The organism is Streptomyces sp. NPDC058239 (genome assembly GCF_042882185.1).
Lineage (GTDB): Bacteria > Actinomycetota > Actinomycetes > Streptomycetales > Streptomycetaceae > Streptomyces.
The window spans coordinates 104735-117949 of the sequence record NZ_JBHVWS010000022.1 but is presented as its reverse complement, the minus strand read 5'-3'; the positions used below and the strand labels follow the sequence as shown (position 1 = coordinate 117949).

17 protein-coding genes are annotated in these 13215 nt (G+C 68.0%); 14 read left to right on the top strand and 3 right to left on the bottom strand.

Annotated elements, in window-relative coordinates:
- Positions 1-124 precede the first annotated feature (124 nt).
- The 3 genes from ACFVYE_RS23530 to ACFVYE_RS23520 all read right to left on the bottom strand — a co-directional run bounded on the left by ACFVYE_RS23530 (position 125) and on the right by ACFVYE_RS23520 (position 3068).
- On the bottom strand, positions 125-1327 hold the full coding sequence (locus tag ACFVYE_RS23530; RefSeq protein WP_389607241.1) for a PIN-like domain-containing protein: 1203 nt from the start codon (positions 1325-1327) through the stop codon (positions 125-127).
- A 366-nt stretch (positions 1328-1693) separates the two neighbouring features.
- Positions 1694-2269: a GNAT family N-acetyltransferase gene (locus tag ACFVYE_RS23525; RefSeq protein ID WP_389607239.1), complete on the bottom strand. Its 576-nt coding sequence runs from the start codon at positions 2267-2269 to the stop codon at positions 1694-1696.
- A gap of 40 nt (positions 2270-2309) precedes the next feature.
- Positions 2310-3068 (bottom strand): GntR family transcriptional regulator, encoded by a 759-nt coding sequence (locus ACFVYE_RS23520; RefSeq protein WP_389607237.1) that lies wholly within the window; start codon positions 3066-3068, stop codon positions 2310-2312.
- 634 nt (positions 3069-3702) lie between these two features.
- Here ACFVYE_RS23520 and ACFVYE_RS23515 point away from each other — a divergent pair.
- From ACFVYE_RS23515 to ACFVYE_RS23450, 14 genes are all read left to right on the top strand, one after another.
- Complete coding sequence (locus ACFVYE_RS23515) at positions 3703-4152, top strand: transcriptional regulator (protein ID WP_389607235.1); 450 nt, start codon at positions 3703-3705, stop codon at positions 4150-4152.
- A 91-nt stretch (positions 4153-4243) separates the two neighbouring features.
- The gene (locus ACFVYE_RS23510) at positions 4244-4498 is read left to right on the top strand and encodes a DUF6284 family protein (protein ID WP_389607233.1); all 255 of its coding nucleotides are present in this window, start codon (positions 4244-4246) and stop codon (positions 4496-4498) included.
- Entirely contained in the window at positions 4498-4791 is a 294-nt protein-coding gene (locus ACFVYE_RS23505; RefSeq protein WP_389607231.1) for a DUF6303 family protein, read from the top strand. Before ACFVYE_RS23510 ends, ACFVYE_RS23505 begins: the two co-directional genes overlap by 1 nt.
- The gene (locus ACFVYE_RS23500) at positions 4791-5702 is read left to right on the top strand and encodes a hypothetical protein (protein WP_389607229.1); all 912 of its coding nucleotides are present in this window, start codon (positions 4791-4793) and stop codon (positions 5700-5702) included. Before ACFVYE_RS23505 ends, ACFVYE_RS23500 begins: the two co-directional genes overlap by 1 nt.
- A gap of 208 nt (positions 5703-5910) precedes the next feature.
- Positions 5911-6120, top strand: a complete 210-nt coding sequence (locus ACFVYE_RS23495) for a hypothetical protein (RefSeq protein ID WP_389607227.1) — start codon at positions 5911-5913, stop codon at positions 6118-6120.
- Complete coding sequence (locus tag ACFVYE_RS23490) at positions 6120-6458, top strand: RRQRL motif-containing zinc-binding protein (protein ID WP_389607225.1); 339 nt, start codon at positions 6120-6122, stop codon at positions 6456-6458. Before ACFVYE_RS23495 ends, ACFVYE_RS23490 begins: the two co-directional genes overlap by 1 nt.
- Before the next feature lie 45 nt (positions 6459-6503).
- Positions 6504-6674 (top strand): hypothetical protein, encoded by a 171-nt coding sequence (locus tag ACFVYE_RS23485; RefSeq protein ID WP_389607223.1) that lies wholly within the window; start codon positions 6504-6506, stop codon positions 6672-6674.
- A 126-nt stretch (positions 6675-6800) separates the two neighbouring features.
- Positions 6801-6986 (top strand): hypothetical protein, encoded by a 186-nt coding sequence (locus tag ACFVYE_RS23480; protein WP_389607222.1) that lies wholly within the window; start codon positions 6801-6803, stop codon positions 6984-6986.
- A complete protein-coding gene (locus ACFVYE_RS23475) occupies positions 6983-7360 on the top strand; it encodes a DUF6251 family protein (protein WP_389607221.1) in 378 nt (125 codons plus the stop codon). The genes ACFVYE_RS23480 and ACFVYE_RS23475 overlap by 4 nt, the downstream gene beginning before the upstream one ends.
- Positions 7361-7377: 17 nt before the next feature.
- On the top strand, positions 7378-7569 hold the full coding sequence (locus ACFVYE_RS23470) for a hypothetical protein (RefSeq protein WP_389607219.1): 192 nt from the start codon (positions 7378-7380) through the stop codon (positions 7567-7569).
- A gap of 74 nt (positions 7570-7643) precedes the next feature.
- Positions 7644-7964, top strand: a complete 321-nt coding sequence (locus ACFVYE_RS23465; protein WP_389607217.1) for a hypothetical protein — start codon at positions 7644-7646, stop codon at positions 7962-7964.
- A 42-nt stretch (positions 7965-8006) separates the two neighbouring features.
- Positions 8007-10166, top strand: coding sequence for an ATP-binding protein (locus tag ACFVYE_RS23460; protein WP_389607215.1), 2160 nt, complete (start codon positions 8007-8009; stop codon positions 10164-10166).
- Positions 10167-10464: 298 nt separating this feature from the next.
- A complete protein-coding gene (locus tag ACFVYE_RS23455) occupies positions 10465-11331 on the top strand; it encodes a DNA primase (RefSeq protein ID WP_389607213.1) in 867 nt (288 codons plus the stop codon).
- A 3-nt stretch (positions 11332-11334) separates the two neighbouring features.
- On the top strand, positions 11335-12807 hold the full coding sequence (locus ACFVYE_RS23450) for an ATP-binding protein (RefSeq protein WP_389607211.1): 1473 nt from the start codon (positions 11335-11337) through the stop codon (positions 12805-12807).
- The last annotated feature ends 408 nt before the right edge of the window (positions 12808-13215 follow it).

Genomic DNA, 13215 nt, shown 5'->3' with positions numbered 1-13215 from the left:
AGCGTTCCTGGACGGCCACTTGGCAGCTAAGAGAGGGGCGGCGTACGGCGGTGAACCACGGCGGGCGTGAGCGAACTGGACAAAGAACAGGACAACGAGCGGTGGTGCAGCCGCTCAATCGAGCTCATCGGCCCTCTCCGCCCTCCTGCCGCGCCTCAAGGACGCGCTGAAGAAGCGTATTCCGCAAGGAGACACTTTCGATTTTCAGTGCCAGATCACCTTTGAGGCTAGGCGCAGTTTCGACAGCCTCTCGCAATTGTGCAAGCCAGTCTCGGTACATCGCAACCGCATCATTGTGACGAGCAATGTTACTTTCTACCACGCCTTCCAAGTCTGGATCACCTCCAACCTTGGCTCGCTCTGCGATGGCATTCTCCAACTCCTGCCCCCGGCTGTCGATCGCTCCGACCACGAACGCCTCAAAATTAGCAACAATTTCGCGGCTGACAATGATGCGCCTAGATGACCGCTCACCTTGTCGTCCCGCATTCTTTGCTTGCGATAGGGTTTCGCGACTAACCGAGACTGCAGTACCAGACTTTACAGCCTCCAAGAAGGTGGCGAAATTCACGATACGCAAAGGCACATCGACACGCCTCCTTACTTCTTCGACCAGCTCTTCGCGCGGCCCCAGAGAGAAGTTGAGTCGCTTGTTGATCCAATCTTCCTTCTCGTCGTTAGAGACAATAAGAACCGGCTTACGCACCTCAACGGCCTTCACGAGAGCCTGCTCCCACCATAGGTAGTCTCCGTGAGGATTAGTTCTTTTAGCTCTGTCTTTGTATCCTGGCGGTATCCTATGTTCTTTCCTGCGAGCAGCCTCTGCATGCGCCTTTTCGTTGTCGCTCTCAGATAGAGGCTGGCCGACTCTCCCGTCGAGAAGCTCTGCCAACGCCTCCAGTACAGGGTCATTATTGAGCACCCTGCCGATGGTCAGGTCAAAGACGCCTTGATGAGATTTGACTCTGCCAATGGCTGTCCGGAAGGCATCCTCAAGCGGAACTTTAAGTGCACGCTTCTCCGCCTCGTCAAGGGCTGAGCGATTCGCAAACTCATTGAGCTGTTGAAGCGCCTGATTTTGCGCTGTCTCCAGCGACTTGCATGTCTCATCGTAGAAGGCAACTTGATCGCGTGCGGCTTCGATTCTGTTCCGATGGAATTCAAGCGCAACCTGATGCGGAATCCAGATGTTTTCCTTTGCAGTGATCAAACTCTCAATCATTTCTCCCCTCGCTGTCGGCGTTACTCTGTACAAGTCCAGCAGTACGCTAGAGTCGATCACTACAAGCGAGTTTTTGAGCGCTTGCGATAGTCCCTTATTTGACATTCTCCAGTGGCTAGAGAATGGCTCCATAAAAGAGCTGATAACAATCCCCCCTAGAAGTGTCATGACCACTAGCGGTCATCCAAGTCAGGCTAGAGCATTCTTCGCGCAATCGGAGGCGTACGGCGTAATTGCCTTGAGCCTGCATCAGGGGATCTGTGGCCGGCGCGCGTCCGCCCTTCAGGGTTCAGCTCGGCTTGCTTCAGCTAATGACAGCCGCTGCGCTGAGTGCACCCGGCCAATCCAGCAGCGGTGGCAGTTCGGCTGGTTTCCGCCTACTTGATGGAGTAGGGAAACTCTTGCCGCGCTCGCACAGTGACGGCTTTCAAGACCGGTCGTCTTGCGTAGTCAATACCTAGCCTGAGCAGGTCATTCGCTGCGCGGTGTGCTCAATTGGGTGGGAACCTGGCCACAGGTTGGCCGCGCCCCCGGAATTCCGAGCCCCCGTTGCCCTACTGCCAAGGGTGAATCGGGGAGGGTCAGCGCAGTGACTGAACGTTGTGCTAGCCACCCTGAACGCCGATGCCGTGGGCTCTCTGTCCGCACGTGCTCGAAGCCGATGCGTTCGTAGTAGCTGTGCAGGCCTCTGTTGGCGCGCCACGTATCTATACGCACCCAGTCGCGCCCCTCCAGGGCTGCCAGATTGGAAGCCCAATCAACCAGGCGCTCACCGAGTCGTCGCCCCGCTGCACGGCGGGCGACGATCAGCTTGTAGAGGTAGAACGCCGTTTCTGGGCGGTCGTCGTCAGTCCAGAAATCGCGGTCGATGGGGCCCCTGCTGACGGTCGCCAAGACCGTGTCGAAGTCATCGACGACGACCCATGCGCGCCCTTCATCGATCGATGCCCGCCACTTCGTGATGGCTTTAGCTCCCGTCTCCGGGTCGCTCCACTGGTCGGTCCCCTTGGACTCCAGCCATCCCTCAGCCTCGGTTCTGAGCGCCATGAGGGCCTGTACATCCGCCGCCCGTGCCGGGCGGACGTACTCAGTCGGTGTCGACTTCATAGAGGATCTTGTGCCTATCGCCGGGGAGGATGGTGACCATGCAGCGCAACGGCTTGCCGTCCGCGTCGTAGCCCGTTCGCGTGTGCTCGGCTACCGGTGTCGCCGCAGGCAGGGCGAGGAGTTCCGCCTCATGCCGTGTCGGCATCCGCACTGCGATCTCATCCCTGTACTTGATCTGGATGAGGCCGACTGATGCGAGCACGCCACCGGGCGCCGCCACGTCGCGCGGTTCCATGAGGAGCGTTCCGGCGACGAGTTCCTGGGGGAAGTACGAGTCAGCGAGTGCGTAAGGGCGATTGTCGACGTACCGAATCCGCTTGCGGGCCACAGCCAGGCCACCATCAGGCAGGGCAAGCGCATGACGGACGTGTGGGGGCGGCTCGACGATGGAGACGGTGATCTCCTGCCGAGGGGACTGCCCATCTAGCGCTATGGCGCTTGCCCACTGGTCACCCGCCGTCTGACCGTCGATGGCGTTCTCGTGGCGACTCCGACTTTCCAGAGTCGACCAGTTCCACACCACAGGTGGGTAGTTCTCGCGGACGTATTTTCCCTGACCCCACCCGGTGACGACCAAGCCCTCTTCAACAAGGGCCCGGACGCCGGCGCGTACGGTCTCGCGGCTGTAGCCGTAATGGCTCATCAACTGCGACTCGCTAGGTAGCACAGCCCCAGGGGCTAGCTCTCCCTGCTCGATCTGCCTGCGCAGGTCAGCCGCGATCTCCTGCGCTTTGGTCATTCCGCGTCGCACGGGCATCTCCAACCCTTCTGCTCTAGCTCCTCCGTACAAGTTAGACGAGAAGGCTTGACTAGCCAAGGTGGCACTGTGCAGACTCAGAGCACGGCACTCCTCCAGACAAGTCGTACGGGGTGTCACGTACGTTGCTGTGCCTGCTTGGTGCGGCATGCACGACCACAGAGCGCCCGGCGGGTCTCGTGAGGACGAGAAAACCCCTCTCACCAGGGATTACCGCGCTTGTCGGGGAGCGACTGGCTTTTGTTGAGAACTGAACAGTGAACTCAGGCGAGGTGAGAGTCCTCGCTCCCGTGGCGGCCGGGTGATGTCGTCGGCAGTGGTGCGGCGCGTCGGTGCCGTACGCACGATCCTGCGGCCCTGGAGAACACCCCCGGGTGCCACCCGCAGTGAGCTGCCCTGCTGAGTGCCAGGCAGAGACATGGCGCATGACCTTCGCGGCAGTTGCTGCGCCGGTTGCCTCCCCCGCCCGTCCGGGCCCCTCGCGGGCCGCGTACGGGCGGGGTGGCAGGGAGCCGGACGACGACTCCAGCTGTGGAAGCACAAGGCAAGGCGGGCCCGGTGTTGCAGCACCGGGCCCGCACCCCGCACACCTTCCTGCCGTTCATGAGGAGCCACGATGACCGTTTCCACGTTCGCCGCCGTGTTCGTCGCCCTGTACGTCGCTCACAGCGTGGGTGACCACTGGGTGCAGACCTCGTGCCAGTCCGCGAACAAGGGCAAGCCCGGCTGGACCGGGCGCCTGGCCGGTGCCCGCCACGTCGGCACCCTGACCGCCACCAAGCTCGTCTTACTCCTGCCCGTCGCCGCGCTGCTGGGACTGGACCTGTCCCTGCTCGGCCTGGTCGCCGGTATGGGCGTGGACGCGGCGACGCACTGGTGGGCCGACCGCCGCAGCACTCTCGCGTGGCTGGCCAGGGTCACCGGCAAGGCGGAGTTCTACCGGCTCGGTGCCCCGCGCGCCGGCCACGACGACAACCCGCACATCGGGACCGGCGCCTACGCGCTCGATCAGTCCTTCCACCACCTGTGGCTGCTGATCGCCTCGGTCCTCATCGCCACTGTCTGACCCACCACATCCCATGAACGGCGCACGGCCCCGGTGTTCGAGCACCGGGGCCGCAGTTTCGGGCCGTCCCACGACTAGGAGAAAACGACCCATGAAGACCATCGCTGCACTTCAGAACCTTGTTACGGCGGCCTCGCTCGACGGTGAGCCGTCGGCGGCTGAGCTGGACGCGATCGAGGCGGAGATGCCGCTCATCCGGGCGGAGGTCGAGCTGCTGGACGCGCAGATCATGACGCTGGACCGGGCCCCGACCGAGCTGGACGAGCGGCGCATCCGGCGGGCCCGCCGCCGGGTCCTGGCCGCGCGCCGCACCCTGGCGAACACCACCGCTGGGGAGGTGGCGTGATGCTGCCTCAGGCATCCATGGCCACGGGGGTGTACGGCACCTGGGAGCTGTACGTCGTCACCGACGCCCGACCGGTGGAGTGGCCCAAGTACGAGTTCCGCCACCTCGCCTCGGTCCCGACCCCGGAGGAACGCGCACAGGCGCTGGCCGACCTCGGGTACGTGACCGAGGACGGGGCCGAGTGGGAGTGGCGCGAGACGCGCCCCACCCCAGTCGCCTCGGTCCTCATCGCCTCCATTCCGGTCCGGCCCCTGGCCGACCGGCCCGGGGCGGGTTCCTCGGGGGTGGCGTGATGACTTCGTTCGCCGAGGACCGGCGCGCGGACCGTGCGGCCGAGGCCGAGCAGCGCAGGATCGACCAGGCCGCAGCCGAGGCCCGCCGAGTGGAGCGGGTGCGGGAAGCGGATGAGCGGGCGGCCCGGCTGCGCGGTCAGCAGCGGGCCGAGAAGGACGCGGCCCGTAAGGCGAGGGCGGAGCGGCGTGCGGAGCTGGGCGCCTCCCTGACGGCGGGCAACGTCTACCGCAAGGGCACCCTCGCTCTGGTCACCGCTTCCGCGCTCGGTTCCCTGCCCGCTCAGGTTCTCCACTTCGCCGGTATCTCCCCGATGCTGTTACCGCTTCCCCTGGCGATCGAGGGTGCGGCGTGGGTGATGGCGGCCGGTGTCGCCTACGCCGACGAACGGGGTCTGCCCGGCTGGGTTCGCTGGTTCCTGCGGCTGCTCGTGGTCGCGGCGGCCGGTTTCGCCGCGTCCATCAACTACGACTACGGCACGCACCTGCCCGGCCTGTCCGCATCGGACGCGCGGGCCGCCGGCATCGGGCTCGCAGCGGTGACCTTGCTCGGTCCGCTTCTGTTCGAGATCCGGCAGTGGGTGACAACCCTGTCGGCCAAGGCCGGTAGCACCGACGACAAGGCGCGCCGCAGGCACGACCGGAGGCGCCGCCGCCAGCACCGATCGATCGCCTTGCTGGCCGACCGGTTCGTGTCGGCCGCACCGTTCGGTGAGCTGTCTTTTGAGGACGCGTTCGCTCACGCATGGGAGATCGAGACCGGTACCGACACCCCCGGCATGACACCCAAGCTGCACCGCCGAGCCGTCCGTCCGATCGATCGCCGCTCTCGCGGATGCCCAGCGCCCATCAGCCATTCGGCCCCGCGTCGGAGGGCGGCGCGGCGGTTGGTTTCTTCGGCGCCGACCGATTGACCCCGACTCCATCACTGAATCGGTCGATACATCAGCAAATCGGTCTACCGTTGACCTGGAAGAGTCGACCCCGGCCCCCGTCGTGCCGATCGAAGCTCCGGTGGCGCTTCCCGCTCCGGTGGTCATCGATCTGAAGAAGGCAGTCGAGCCGGTACCAGTCGGCGCGGTCGCTGCTGAGTCGGTTCGACCGCGTCGGGCGACTGGCCGCGTGCCGGATGTCGCCCGGTCGAGTCGCACCGTCCGGACCGCTGACGAACTCCTCGACGAGGCCCGATCGGCTACTGCCGACTGGTCGATCGGGGAGCTGACAGCGGAAGGCATCCGCAAGGCCGTCCGCACCTCTCCCGCCAAGGCACGCGTGCTGCGCGAGACCCTGCGCGCGGAGCGGTCGGCCGGCACGGATGAGGCGGCGGCGTGATGGCCGCGCTCCCGAAATACGCATGGCGGCTGGCCCCGGACGGCTACGCCACCCGCCGCCAGCTCCGCGCTCTGGGGCTTCGGCCCGGCGGCCAGGGCGTCGCCGCCCAGCTCGAACGGCCCCGACGGCGCCGGGGCCCGCTGGTCGCCTACCTCTACCGCATCGACCGCGCCAAGCCCGTACGGCCCATGACACCGGCACGCCGGGCGGCGCTGGCCAAGGCCATGCTCGCCCGCCGAATCTGCCCGAACTGCCGCCGCGATGCCGGGTACTGCATCCCGCGCTCACTCGGCATGTGTGTCCCCTGCGCCTACCCCGAAGAACAGCGCGCCGCCTGAAACCGCTGCTCAAACCGTGTTCCACACCTCTGAAGGAGAACCCAGATGTTCCGCAAGTCTGACAAGCGCTGCGCCCAGATCGCCGTTGCCGCCGCGATGGCGGGCCCGACCGACGCCGACACCCGGTTCCTGGTCGGCCAGACCCTGACCCGCGACGAGATGCGGCGCGCGAAGGCGTACATCGAGTCGGGCAAGCCGATCCGCGGCCGCGCCTGACCCTCACCGCCCTGGAACACGCCGGCGCCGGATCGAATCCGGCCCAGGGCACTCCCCGCACCACTTCCACGCCGACGCTGCTTCCGCCGTCGGCGGTCCCACTCCTGCCCGGATTCGAGGAGACCTGTGTCCCGCGACGAAGAGTTCATCGCCTACATGCGCGCGTTCGAGGCGTCCACGACGCACCTCGGTTCCTGCGCCGCCTGCCAGAACGACCAGCCGTGCACCGACGGCGCCCCGATCGATGCCGAGTTCATCGCCCGTCAGGACGCCTGGAACGAGCGCATCCGGACCGAAAGGAAGCAGCCGTGAACAACATCCCCGAGCCCGTCCGGGCGGTCACTGTCGTCCAGCTCCCGGACGGCACCTACACCTACGCCGACGCGGCCCACCTGCCCGCACCTCAGCAGGCCCAGCCGATCGTTCAGCACATCCACCAGGCCCCGCCCGACCGCACCGTCCAGCGCATCGCGCTCGGCTCCGGTGTCGGCGCCGGGGCCGTCGCGGCCGGTGTCTACTTCGGTCCCCTCCTCGTCGGTGTCCTGACCGCCATTGCCGCCAACCTCGCGATGCTCGCGTTCCTCGCGGCCGTCATGGCCTGGGGCGTCGTGACCGTCGTGAAGTCGGTCGGCGGCAACGACGGCAAGACCGCCACCAAGTCCCTCACCAAAGCCCGTCGTCGCTGACCCGAAAGGAGCCCGTCATGCCGTTCACGGCAGGCGACAAGGTGCGGATCGTGTCATGTCAGGACGACCCGCGCGCGGCCGGCAGAACCGGCCGCATCGTCGACGCAGCACCGCCCGGCCCGCTCACCGAGGGCCGGTGGACGGTGAACCGGATCAGTCCCCTGATCGGCACCGTCCTGTGCCACACCCACGAGTTGCGGCCCGCCTGACGGTCCTCTGCCCGCCCGGTCTCGTACCGGACGGGCTGAGGACCGGACAGTCCGGCCCGACCGAGGAGGACACCGTGGAGAGCTACACCCCCGCCGAGAAGCGCGAGCGCAACCGCCTGTTCCGCAAGGGCTTCCGCCAGGCCCTCGCCGACTGCGTCGACCCGAAGGTCGAAGCCGCGATCGAGCGGATCGACCAGCGCGCGGCCGAGCGTGGCGCGCAGGAGCTGCGGGCGCTGCACCAGGTGCAGGCCGACGCCCGGCAGACGCTCGCCAACGCCAAGGCCGCTGAGCGGACCGCCGCTCGCACCGACCGCCCCGCCGCCCGGCAGGCCCGCAAGCAGGCCGAGGACGCCGTGCGCCGCGCCGAACGCGCCGTGCTGCGTGCGGAGCGCTGAAGAGACCACAACCCGTCACCCGATCCAGGCAGGAGCACAGTCATGACCGAACTCGCCACCGAGGGGGCCGACATGGGCACCCTGCACCACCTGGACGACCACCGCACCGCCCACGTGGACGCGGGCCCGGTCGACCTGACCAAGACCGCCCCCGATCCCGCGCAGGACGAAGCCCCGGTGGTCAAGGCCCCGGTGTCGCGGTGGGTGCGGTCCGGCCGCGCAATCCGGCGGGCGGTCACCCACGAGCGGACCCGTACCGCCGGGCGTCTGACGGTGCGGCACGGCATGTACGTCGTGGGCGGGGGCCGGATCGTGGCCCGCCGCACCTGGGAGGGCCGCACCGCCGCCCGCTACGAACGGATGCTCCGGGCCGCCGAAGCTGCGGGGAACCTGGACCTGGCCACCGAGTGGGAGGAACGCGGGGCAAAGTTCCGTGCCGCACGCCACCAGCGGCGCATGGACCTGCTCACCGCCCCGGTGAAGTTCGCCAAGGGCGCGGCGGCAGGGGTCGGGGTGACGGCCGGCGGGCTGCTCCTGCTCGGCATCATCCTGGCCATCGCGAACAAGGACTTCACCGACCTCGCCACGCCGACCATGGCGTTGATCGAACTGGTGCAGTGGATCGTCCTGATCATCTCCGTGGTCTGGGGGCCGCTGGTCACCCTGGGCCCGTGGGCGGCCGTGCTGGGCCTGTGGGCGGTCGGCCGTCACCAGAAGGCCGCCCCGCAGTGGGCCCTGCCCGCCAGGGACCGCAGCGGTGAAGGGGCGCCGATCACTCCGTCGATCGTGGTCACCGCCATGCGGGACCTGGGAGTGGCCACCCTGAAGAAGGCCATCAAGGAGATGGGCGACGTCGGGGCGCAGATGCTCAGCCCGATCGTGATCGCCGGGTGCGGTGTCGAGGTCGATGTGCACCTGCCGTCCGGTGTCAGCACCGAGGAGATCCAGAACCGTCGCAGGAAGCTCGCGGAGAACCTGAACCGCCACGAGCACGAAGTGTTCATCACCATCCCGCCGTCCCCGCGCACGGTCCGCCTGTGGATCGCGGACAGCGGCGCCCTGGACGAGCCGATCGGGCCTTCCCCGCTGGTCACCGACCCCGACGTGAGCGCCAACTACAAGACCGGGCGAGCTCCGTGGGGGCAGGATCTGCGCGGTGACGCCGCCCTGGTCAGCCTGTTCCAGCGGATGCTTCTCATCACCGGCCTGTCGAACCAGGGCAAGACCGCGTCCCTGCGGGCCCTGGCCCTGTGGCTGGCGTTCGACCCGAAGGTCGAGTTCCGTATCGGGGATCTCAAGGGTGTGGGTGACTGGGCCATGTTCGGCGGCCTGGCCAGGGTCCTGATCCAGGGGCCGACCGACGACCACGTCCTGAAGGTGACGGAGATGGTCGAGGACGCCGCCCGGGAGATGAACCGGCGACTCCAGCTCAAGGGCGAGACGTTCCCGCCGCTGGTCGTCATCGTCGACGAGGCGCAGGTCGCCTACGGGTCCGGGGCGGTCGACAAGAACAAGATCCCCCTCGGGGGAGCCAAGGCCACGTCCCGGTACTTCCGTGCCATCAAGGCGATCCACGACCAGGGGCGGGCGGTCAACGTCACCACCTGGGAAGGCACGCAGGACCCGACGAACGAGAACCTTCCCAAGCGGTCCCGCGAGGGCAACCACATCCGGTCGTCGCTGGTTCTCGGGACGGAGTCGCAGGCCCGCATGGCGATCGGGGACGCGGCCATCGACGGCGGTGCGGCACCGCACAAGCTGCGGCAGGGGCTCGACAAGGGCACGGTCGTCGTCGCGGGCGACGGCCTCAAGCTCGCCCCTGGCCAGACCTCGGTGACCGTGCGCACGCACTACATCGACACCGACCAGGCCGCCGAGATCGCCGACCGGGCCAAAGCCGCACGCAACGGTGTCACCACCCTCCACGTCGTCGAGCGGGACGAGGAGCGTGACCCGCTCGCCGACATCGCCACCGTGCTGGGCAGCGACGCCCGCGTGCGTACCCAGGAGGTCATCACGCGGCTGGCCGCGCTGGACGAGGACGCCTACAGCGGTTGGTCGTTCATCGACCTCAAGCGCGTCCTGGACGACGCCGGCGCCGAGCCGTACAAGTCCGACGGCCGCATGGTCGTAGCCCGCGACCGCGTCACAGCAGCCCTCGCCAACCGCGACGGCGACGGTTCCGCTTCCGCCTCGGAGTAGAGGGAGGCGGACCCCCACGGGCCAGGGAGGCAGGGAGAACTCCCTAACCGCCTCCCTGCCCCGCCTCCCTGGCTCTGACCAGCACAAATGATCAGACAGGGAGGCAGGGAGGCGCGCACGTCAGCGCCCCTAAATCCCCCTCTGCAGGCACCCCGGCAGGGGGTGCCCCAGCCTCCCTGACCGACTCGCGGCAGGGATTCCGCATCACGCCGGACAAGCCGAGAGCGGCCCCCCTCTCACGCCAATGAATCGGGGCCGCTCTCGTCTGCCAGCACACACAGAACTGGAGACACCCAGCATGACCCATTCGATCCCGATCCGGCGAGACGGCCGTCACCTCGCCACCGCCCTGTACCTCGCAGCGGGCAACGTGCCGGTGCTGCCGCTGCGGGCGGGGAAGGGCCCGTTCGGCAACTGCCCCGACTGCGCCGACAACGCGTGCGGCGGCCGACCGAACATGAAGACCCCCGGCACCTGCCGGTGCCCGCAGCCATGCCACGCCTGGGCCGCCGCCACCACCGCCCCCGCCACACTCCAGTCCCCAGCCTGGGCCAAGGCGTGGCGGCAGGCCCACGCGGTTGCCTACCACCCCGGCGGCGCCGGTCTCACCGTCGTTGACCTCGACAACGCCGACGCGGTCACCTGGGCCCGCGAAACCCTGCCCGCGACCAGGACCGTGCCCACTACGCGCGGGGAACACTGGATCTACCGGGGCGCCATGCGCTCCGTGAACGGCGTCCGAGACGGCGTGGACATCAAGTCGTCCATGTCCTACGCCCGGTGGCTCGGTCCCGGCGCCGGCACCATGACCGATCTGCCCGAAGCCGTGCGCGCCCTGGCAATCATGGAGTCCTCCACGGCCCGGGAGGCGCCGCAGGCTATCGCCATGCCCGCACGGGCAGGGGATGGCGAGTGCCCCCACCGCATGCCCGCCTATCTGGACCGTGGCATCGCCATGGCCGAACAGCGCATCACCGAGGCCCGCAGCGCAGTCCACACGACCGTCTACCGGACGTTCCTCGCCGTGCTGTCCGCCCATGGCCGGTGCGGCTGCCTCACCGACACCCACATCGCGCGGCTGTTCACCGCCGCTCAGGCCAAGGGCGAGGGCCCTCGGCACTGCGCGGACGCGTGGGCCAACGCCCGCACCGCACTGGGGATGTGAGCCATGTCCGAGGACGAGAAGACCCCGGCCCGCGAGATCATCACCGAGTACGCGCAGGCGCACTTCCGGTACTTCCGCACCACCGAGGGCACCGTCTACGCCCAGCGGATCGGCCACCCCGTGGCCCGCCCGATCCGCTCCCAGGGCACGACCGGCAGCCACCGGCAGGAACTCATGGTCGACCTCTTCAACGACGGGGTCGGCGTCTTCAACGGGACCTCGCTCAAGGAGGCGTTGGACTTGATCGAAGCACTCGCACTGAGCCAGGACGTGCAGCCCACGCACATCCGCGTCGCCCCCGGGTACGACGGGGCGACGTGGCTGGACCTGGGCCGCGACGACGGGCAGTCCGTCCGCATCCACCCCAACGGCTGGACCGTCGCCGTTCCCGACCCGCGTGAGGTGTGCTGGCGGCGCACCCAGCTCACCGGCGAACTCCCCCTGCCGGCCAAGGACACCGAGGGCAAGGGCATCGATCAGCTGTTGCGGCTGACGAACTTCGCCACCGCCGAAACCGAGAGCCTGGCCCTGGCCTGGCTGATCGGCTGCCTCGGCCCGTCCGTGCCCGTCCCCGCCCCGTTCCTCACCGGCCCCCAGGGCGCGGGCAAGTCCACGGCGGGCCGGATGCTGGTGCGGATCATCGAGGGCATGACCGGGGACCTGCGCCGGGCCCCGAAGGACGAGGAGAACCTGATCACGGCCGTCGCCGCCGGATGGGTCACCGCCCTGGACAACCTGTCCCACCTGGCTCCGGACCTGTCCGACCTCATGTGCTGCATCGTCACCGGAGCCGAGAGCATCAAGCGCGCCCTCTTCAGCGACGGCGACGTCGTCCGCTCCCGCTACCGCCGCCCCCTCCTCCTGACCGGCATCGACGTCGGCGTCATCCGCCCCGACCTCGCCGAACGCCTCCTGCCGCTACGCCTGGAGCGGCCCAGCGTGCGGCGGACCGAGGCGGAACTCTGGCGGGAGTTCGAAGCAGCCCTGCCCGTCATCCTCGGCTCCCTCCTCGACCTCACCGTCAAGGTCCGGGCGACCGAGGCCGACATCCCCAGCGACCTGCGGATGGCGGACTTCGCGCACCTGTGCGCGCAGATCGACGCCGCGACCGGCTTCGGCACGCTCTCCGCCTACCGCAGCAGCCTGGACGACCTCAACGACGACGTCATCGAAGGCGACCTGCTCGCGCAGACCGTCCTCAAGCACGCCGCCACCCTCGACCCCGGCACCGAGACACGGATGACGTCCTCCGAGTGGCTGCAACGCCTCACCGGCCTCTACACGGGCGACGACTGCCGCCCCCTGCCCAAGGGGTGGCCCACGACCGGGAAAGTCCTCTCCGACCGCCTCAAGCGCCTTCAGCCCACCCTCGCCGCCCGAGGCGTCCTCATCGACTGGGGCCGCACCAAGGAAGGCCGGTACATCGAAATGACCCGACGTCCGGCCCTACCGCCTCACGAACAACAGTCGTTCTGACCGGCACTGGCGACCGGCACGGACAAGCAAGAGGAGCACCCCAGCCAACGGGGGGCGGGTGCTCCTCTTGCTGTTCGGCGGAACGCCGCCCTGTGGTCGCGCCGCGAAGCGGCTCCCCATTCACGCCCTGAGCCGCACCACACCACAACAGACACCCCCTCTCTTTTTTCTTAAGAAAGGGAAGGCTGCGTCACCCGCGTCACCAGAGACCCCGAAACGGCCCCTGAGCTGCCGCAACGGGGATGACGCAGGACGGCTTCGGCTGCGTCACCCCGCGTCACCTGCGTCACCCCATGACGCACGCCTGCGTCACCGGTGACGCACCCCCAACTGCCTGCGTCACCACGTAACCGCAGGTCAGAGGCCATGAGTGACGCAGATGACGCGATGACGCAGAAACCACAGCCT

Excerpts from the sequence above, each read along its gene's own strand:
- ACFVYE_RS23490 (WP_389607225.1), top strand. The coding sequence starts at position 6,120 with ATGGCCGCGCTCCCGAAATACGCATGGCGGCTGGCCCCGGACGGCTAC.
- ACFVYE_RS23515 (WP_389607235.1), top strand. The coding sequence starts at position 3,703 with ATGACCGTTTCCACGTTCGCCGCCGTGTTCGTCGCCCTGTACGTCGCT.
- ACFVYE_RS23485 (WP_389607223.1), top strand. The coding sequence starts at position 6,504 with ATGTTCCGCAAGTCTGACAAGCGCTGCGCCCAGATCGCCGTTGCCGCC.
- ACFVYE_RS23455 (WP_389607213.1), top strand. The coding sequence starts at position 10,465 with ATGACCCATTCGATCCCGATCCGGCGAGACGGCCGTCACCTCGCCACC.
- ACFVYE_RS23525 (WP_389607239.1), bottom strand. The coding sequence starts at position 2,269 with ATGGCGCTCAGAACCGAGGCTGAGGGATGGCTGGAGTCCAAGGGGACC.
- ACFVYE_RS23510 (WP_389607233.1), top strand. The coding sequence starts at position 4,244 with ATGAAGACCATCGCTGCACTTCAGAACCTTGTTACGGCGGCCTCGCTC.
- ACFVYE_RS23450 (WP_389607211.1), top strand. The coding sequence starts at position 11,335 with ATGTCCGAGGACGAGAAGACCCCGGCCCGCGAGATCATCACCGAGTAC.
- ACFVYE_RS23500 (WP_389607229.1), top strand. The coding sequence starts at position 4,791 with ATGACTTCGTTCGCCGAGGACCGGCGCGCGGACCGTGCGGCCGAGGCC.
- ACFVYE_RS23520 (WP_389607237.1), bottom strand. The coding sequence starts at position 3,068 with ATGACCAAAGCGCAGGAGATCGCGGCTGACCTGCGCAGGCAGATCGAG.
- ACFVYE_RS23470 (WP_389607219.1), top strand. The coding sequence starts at position 7,378 with ATGCCGTTCACGGCAGGCGACAAGGTGCGGATCGTGTCATGTCAGGAC.
- ACFVYE_RS23530 (WP_389607241.1), bottom strand. The coding sequence starts at position 1,327 with ATGTCAAATAAGGGACTATCGCAAGCGCTCAAAAACTCGCTTGTAGTG.
- ACFVYE_RS23505 (WP_389607231.1), top strand. The coding sequence starts at position 4,498 with ATGCTGCCTCAGGCATCCATGGCCACGGGGGTGTACGGCACCTGGGAG.
- ACFVYE_RS23460 (WP_389607215.1), top strand. The coding sequence starts at position 8,007 with ATGACCGAACTCGCCACCGAGGGGGCCGACATGGGCACCCTGCACCAC.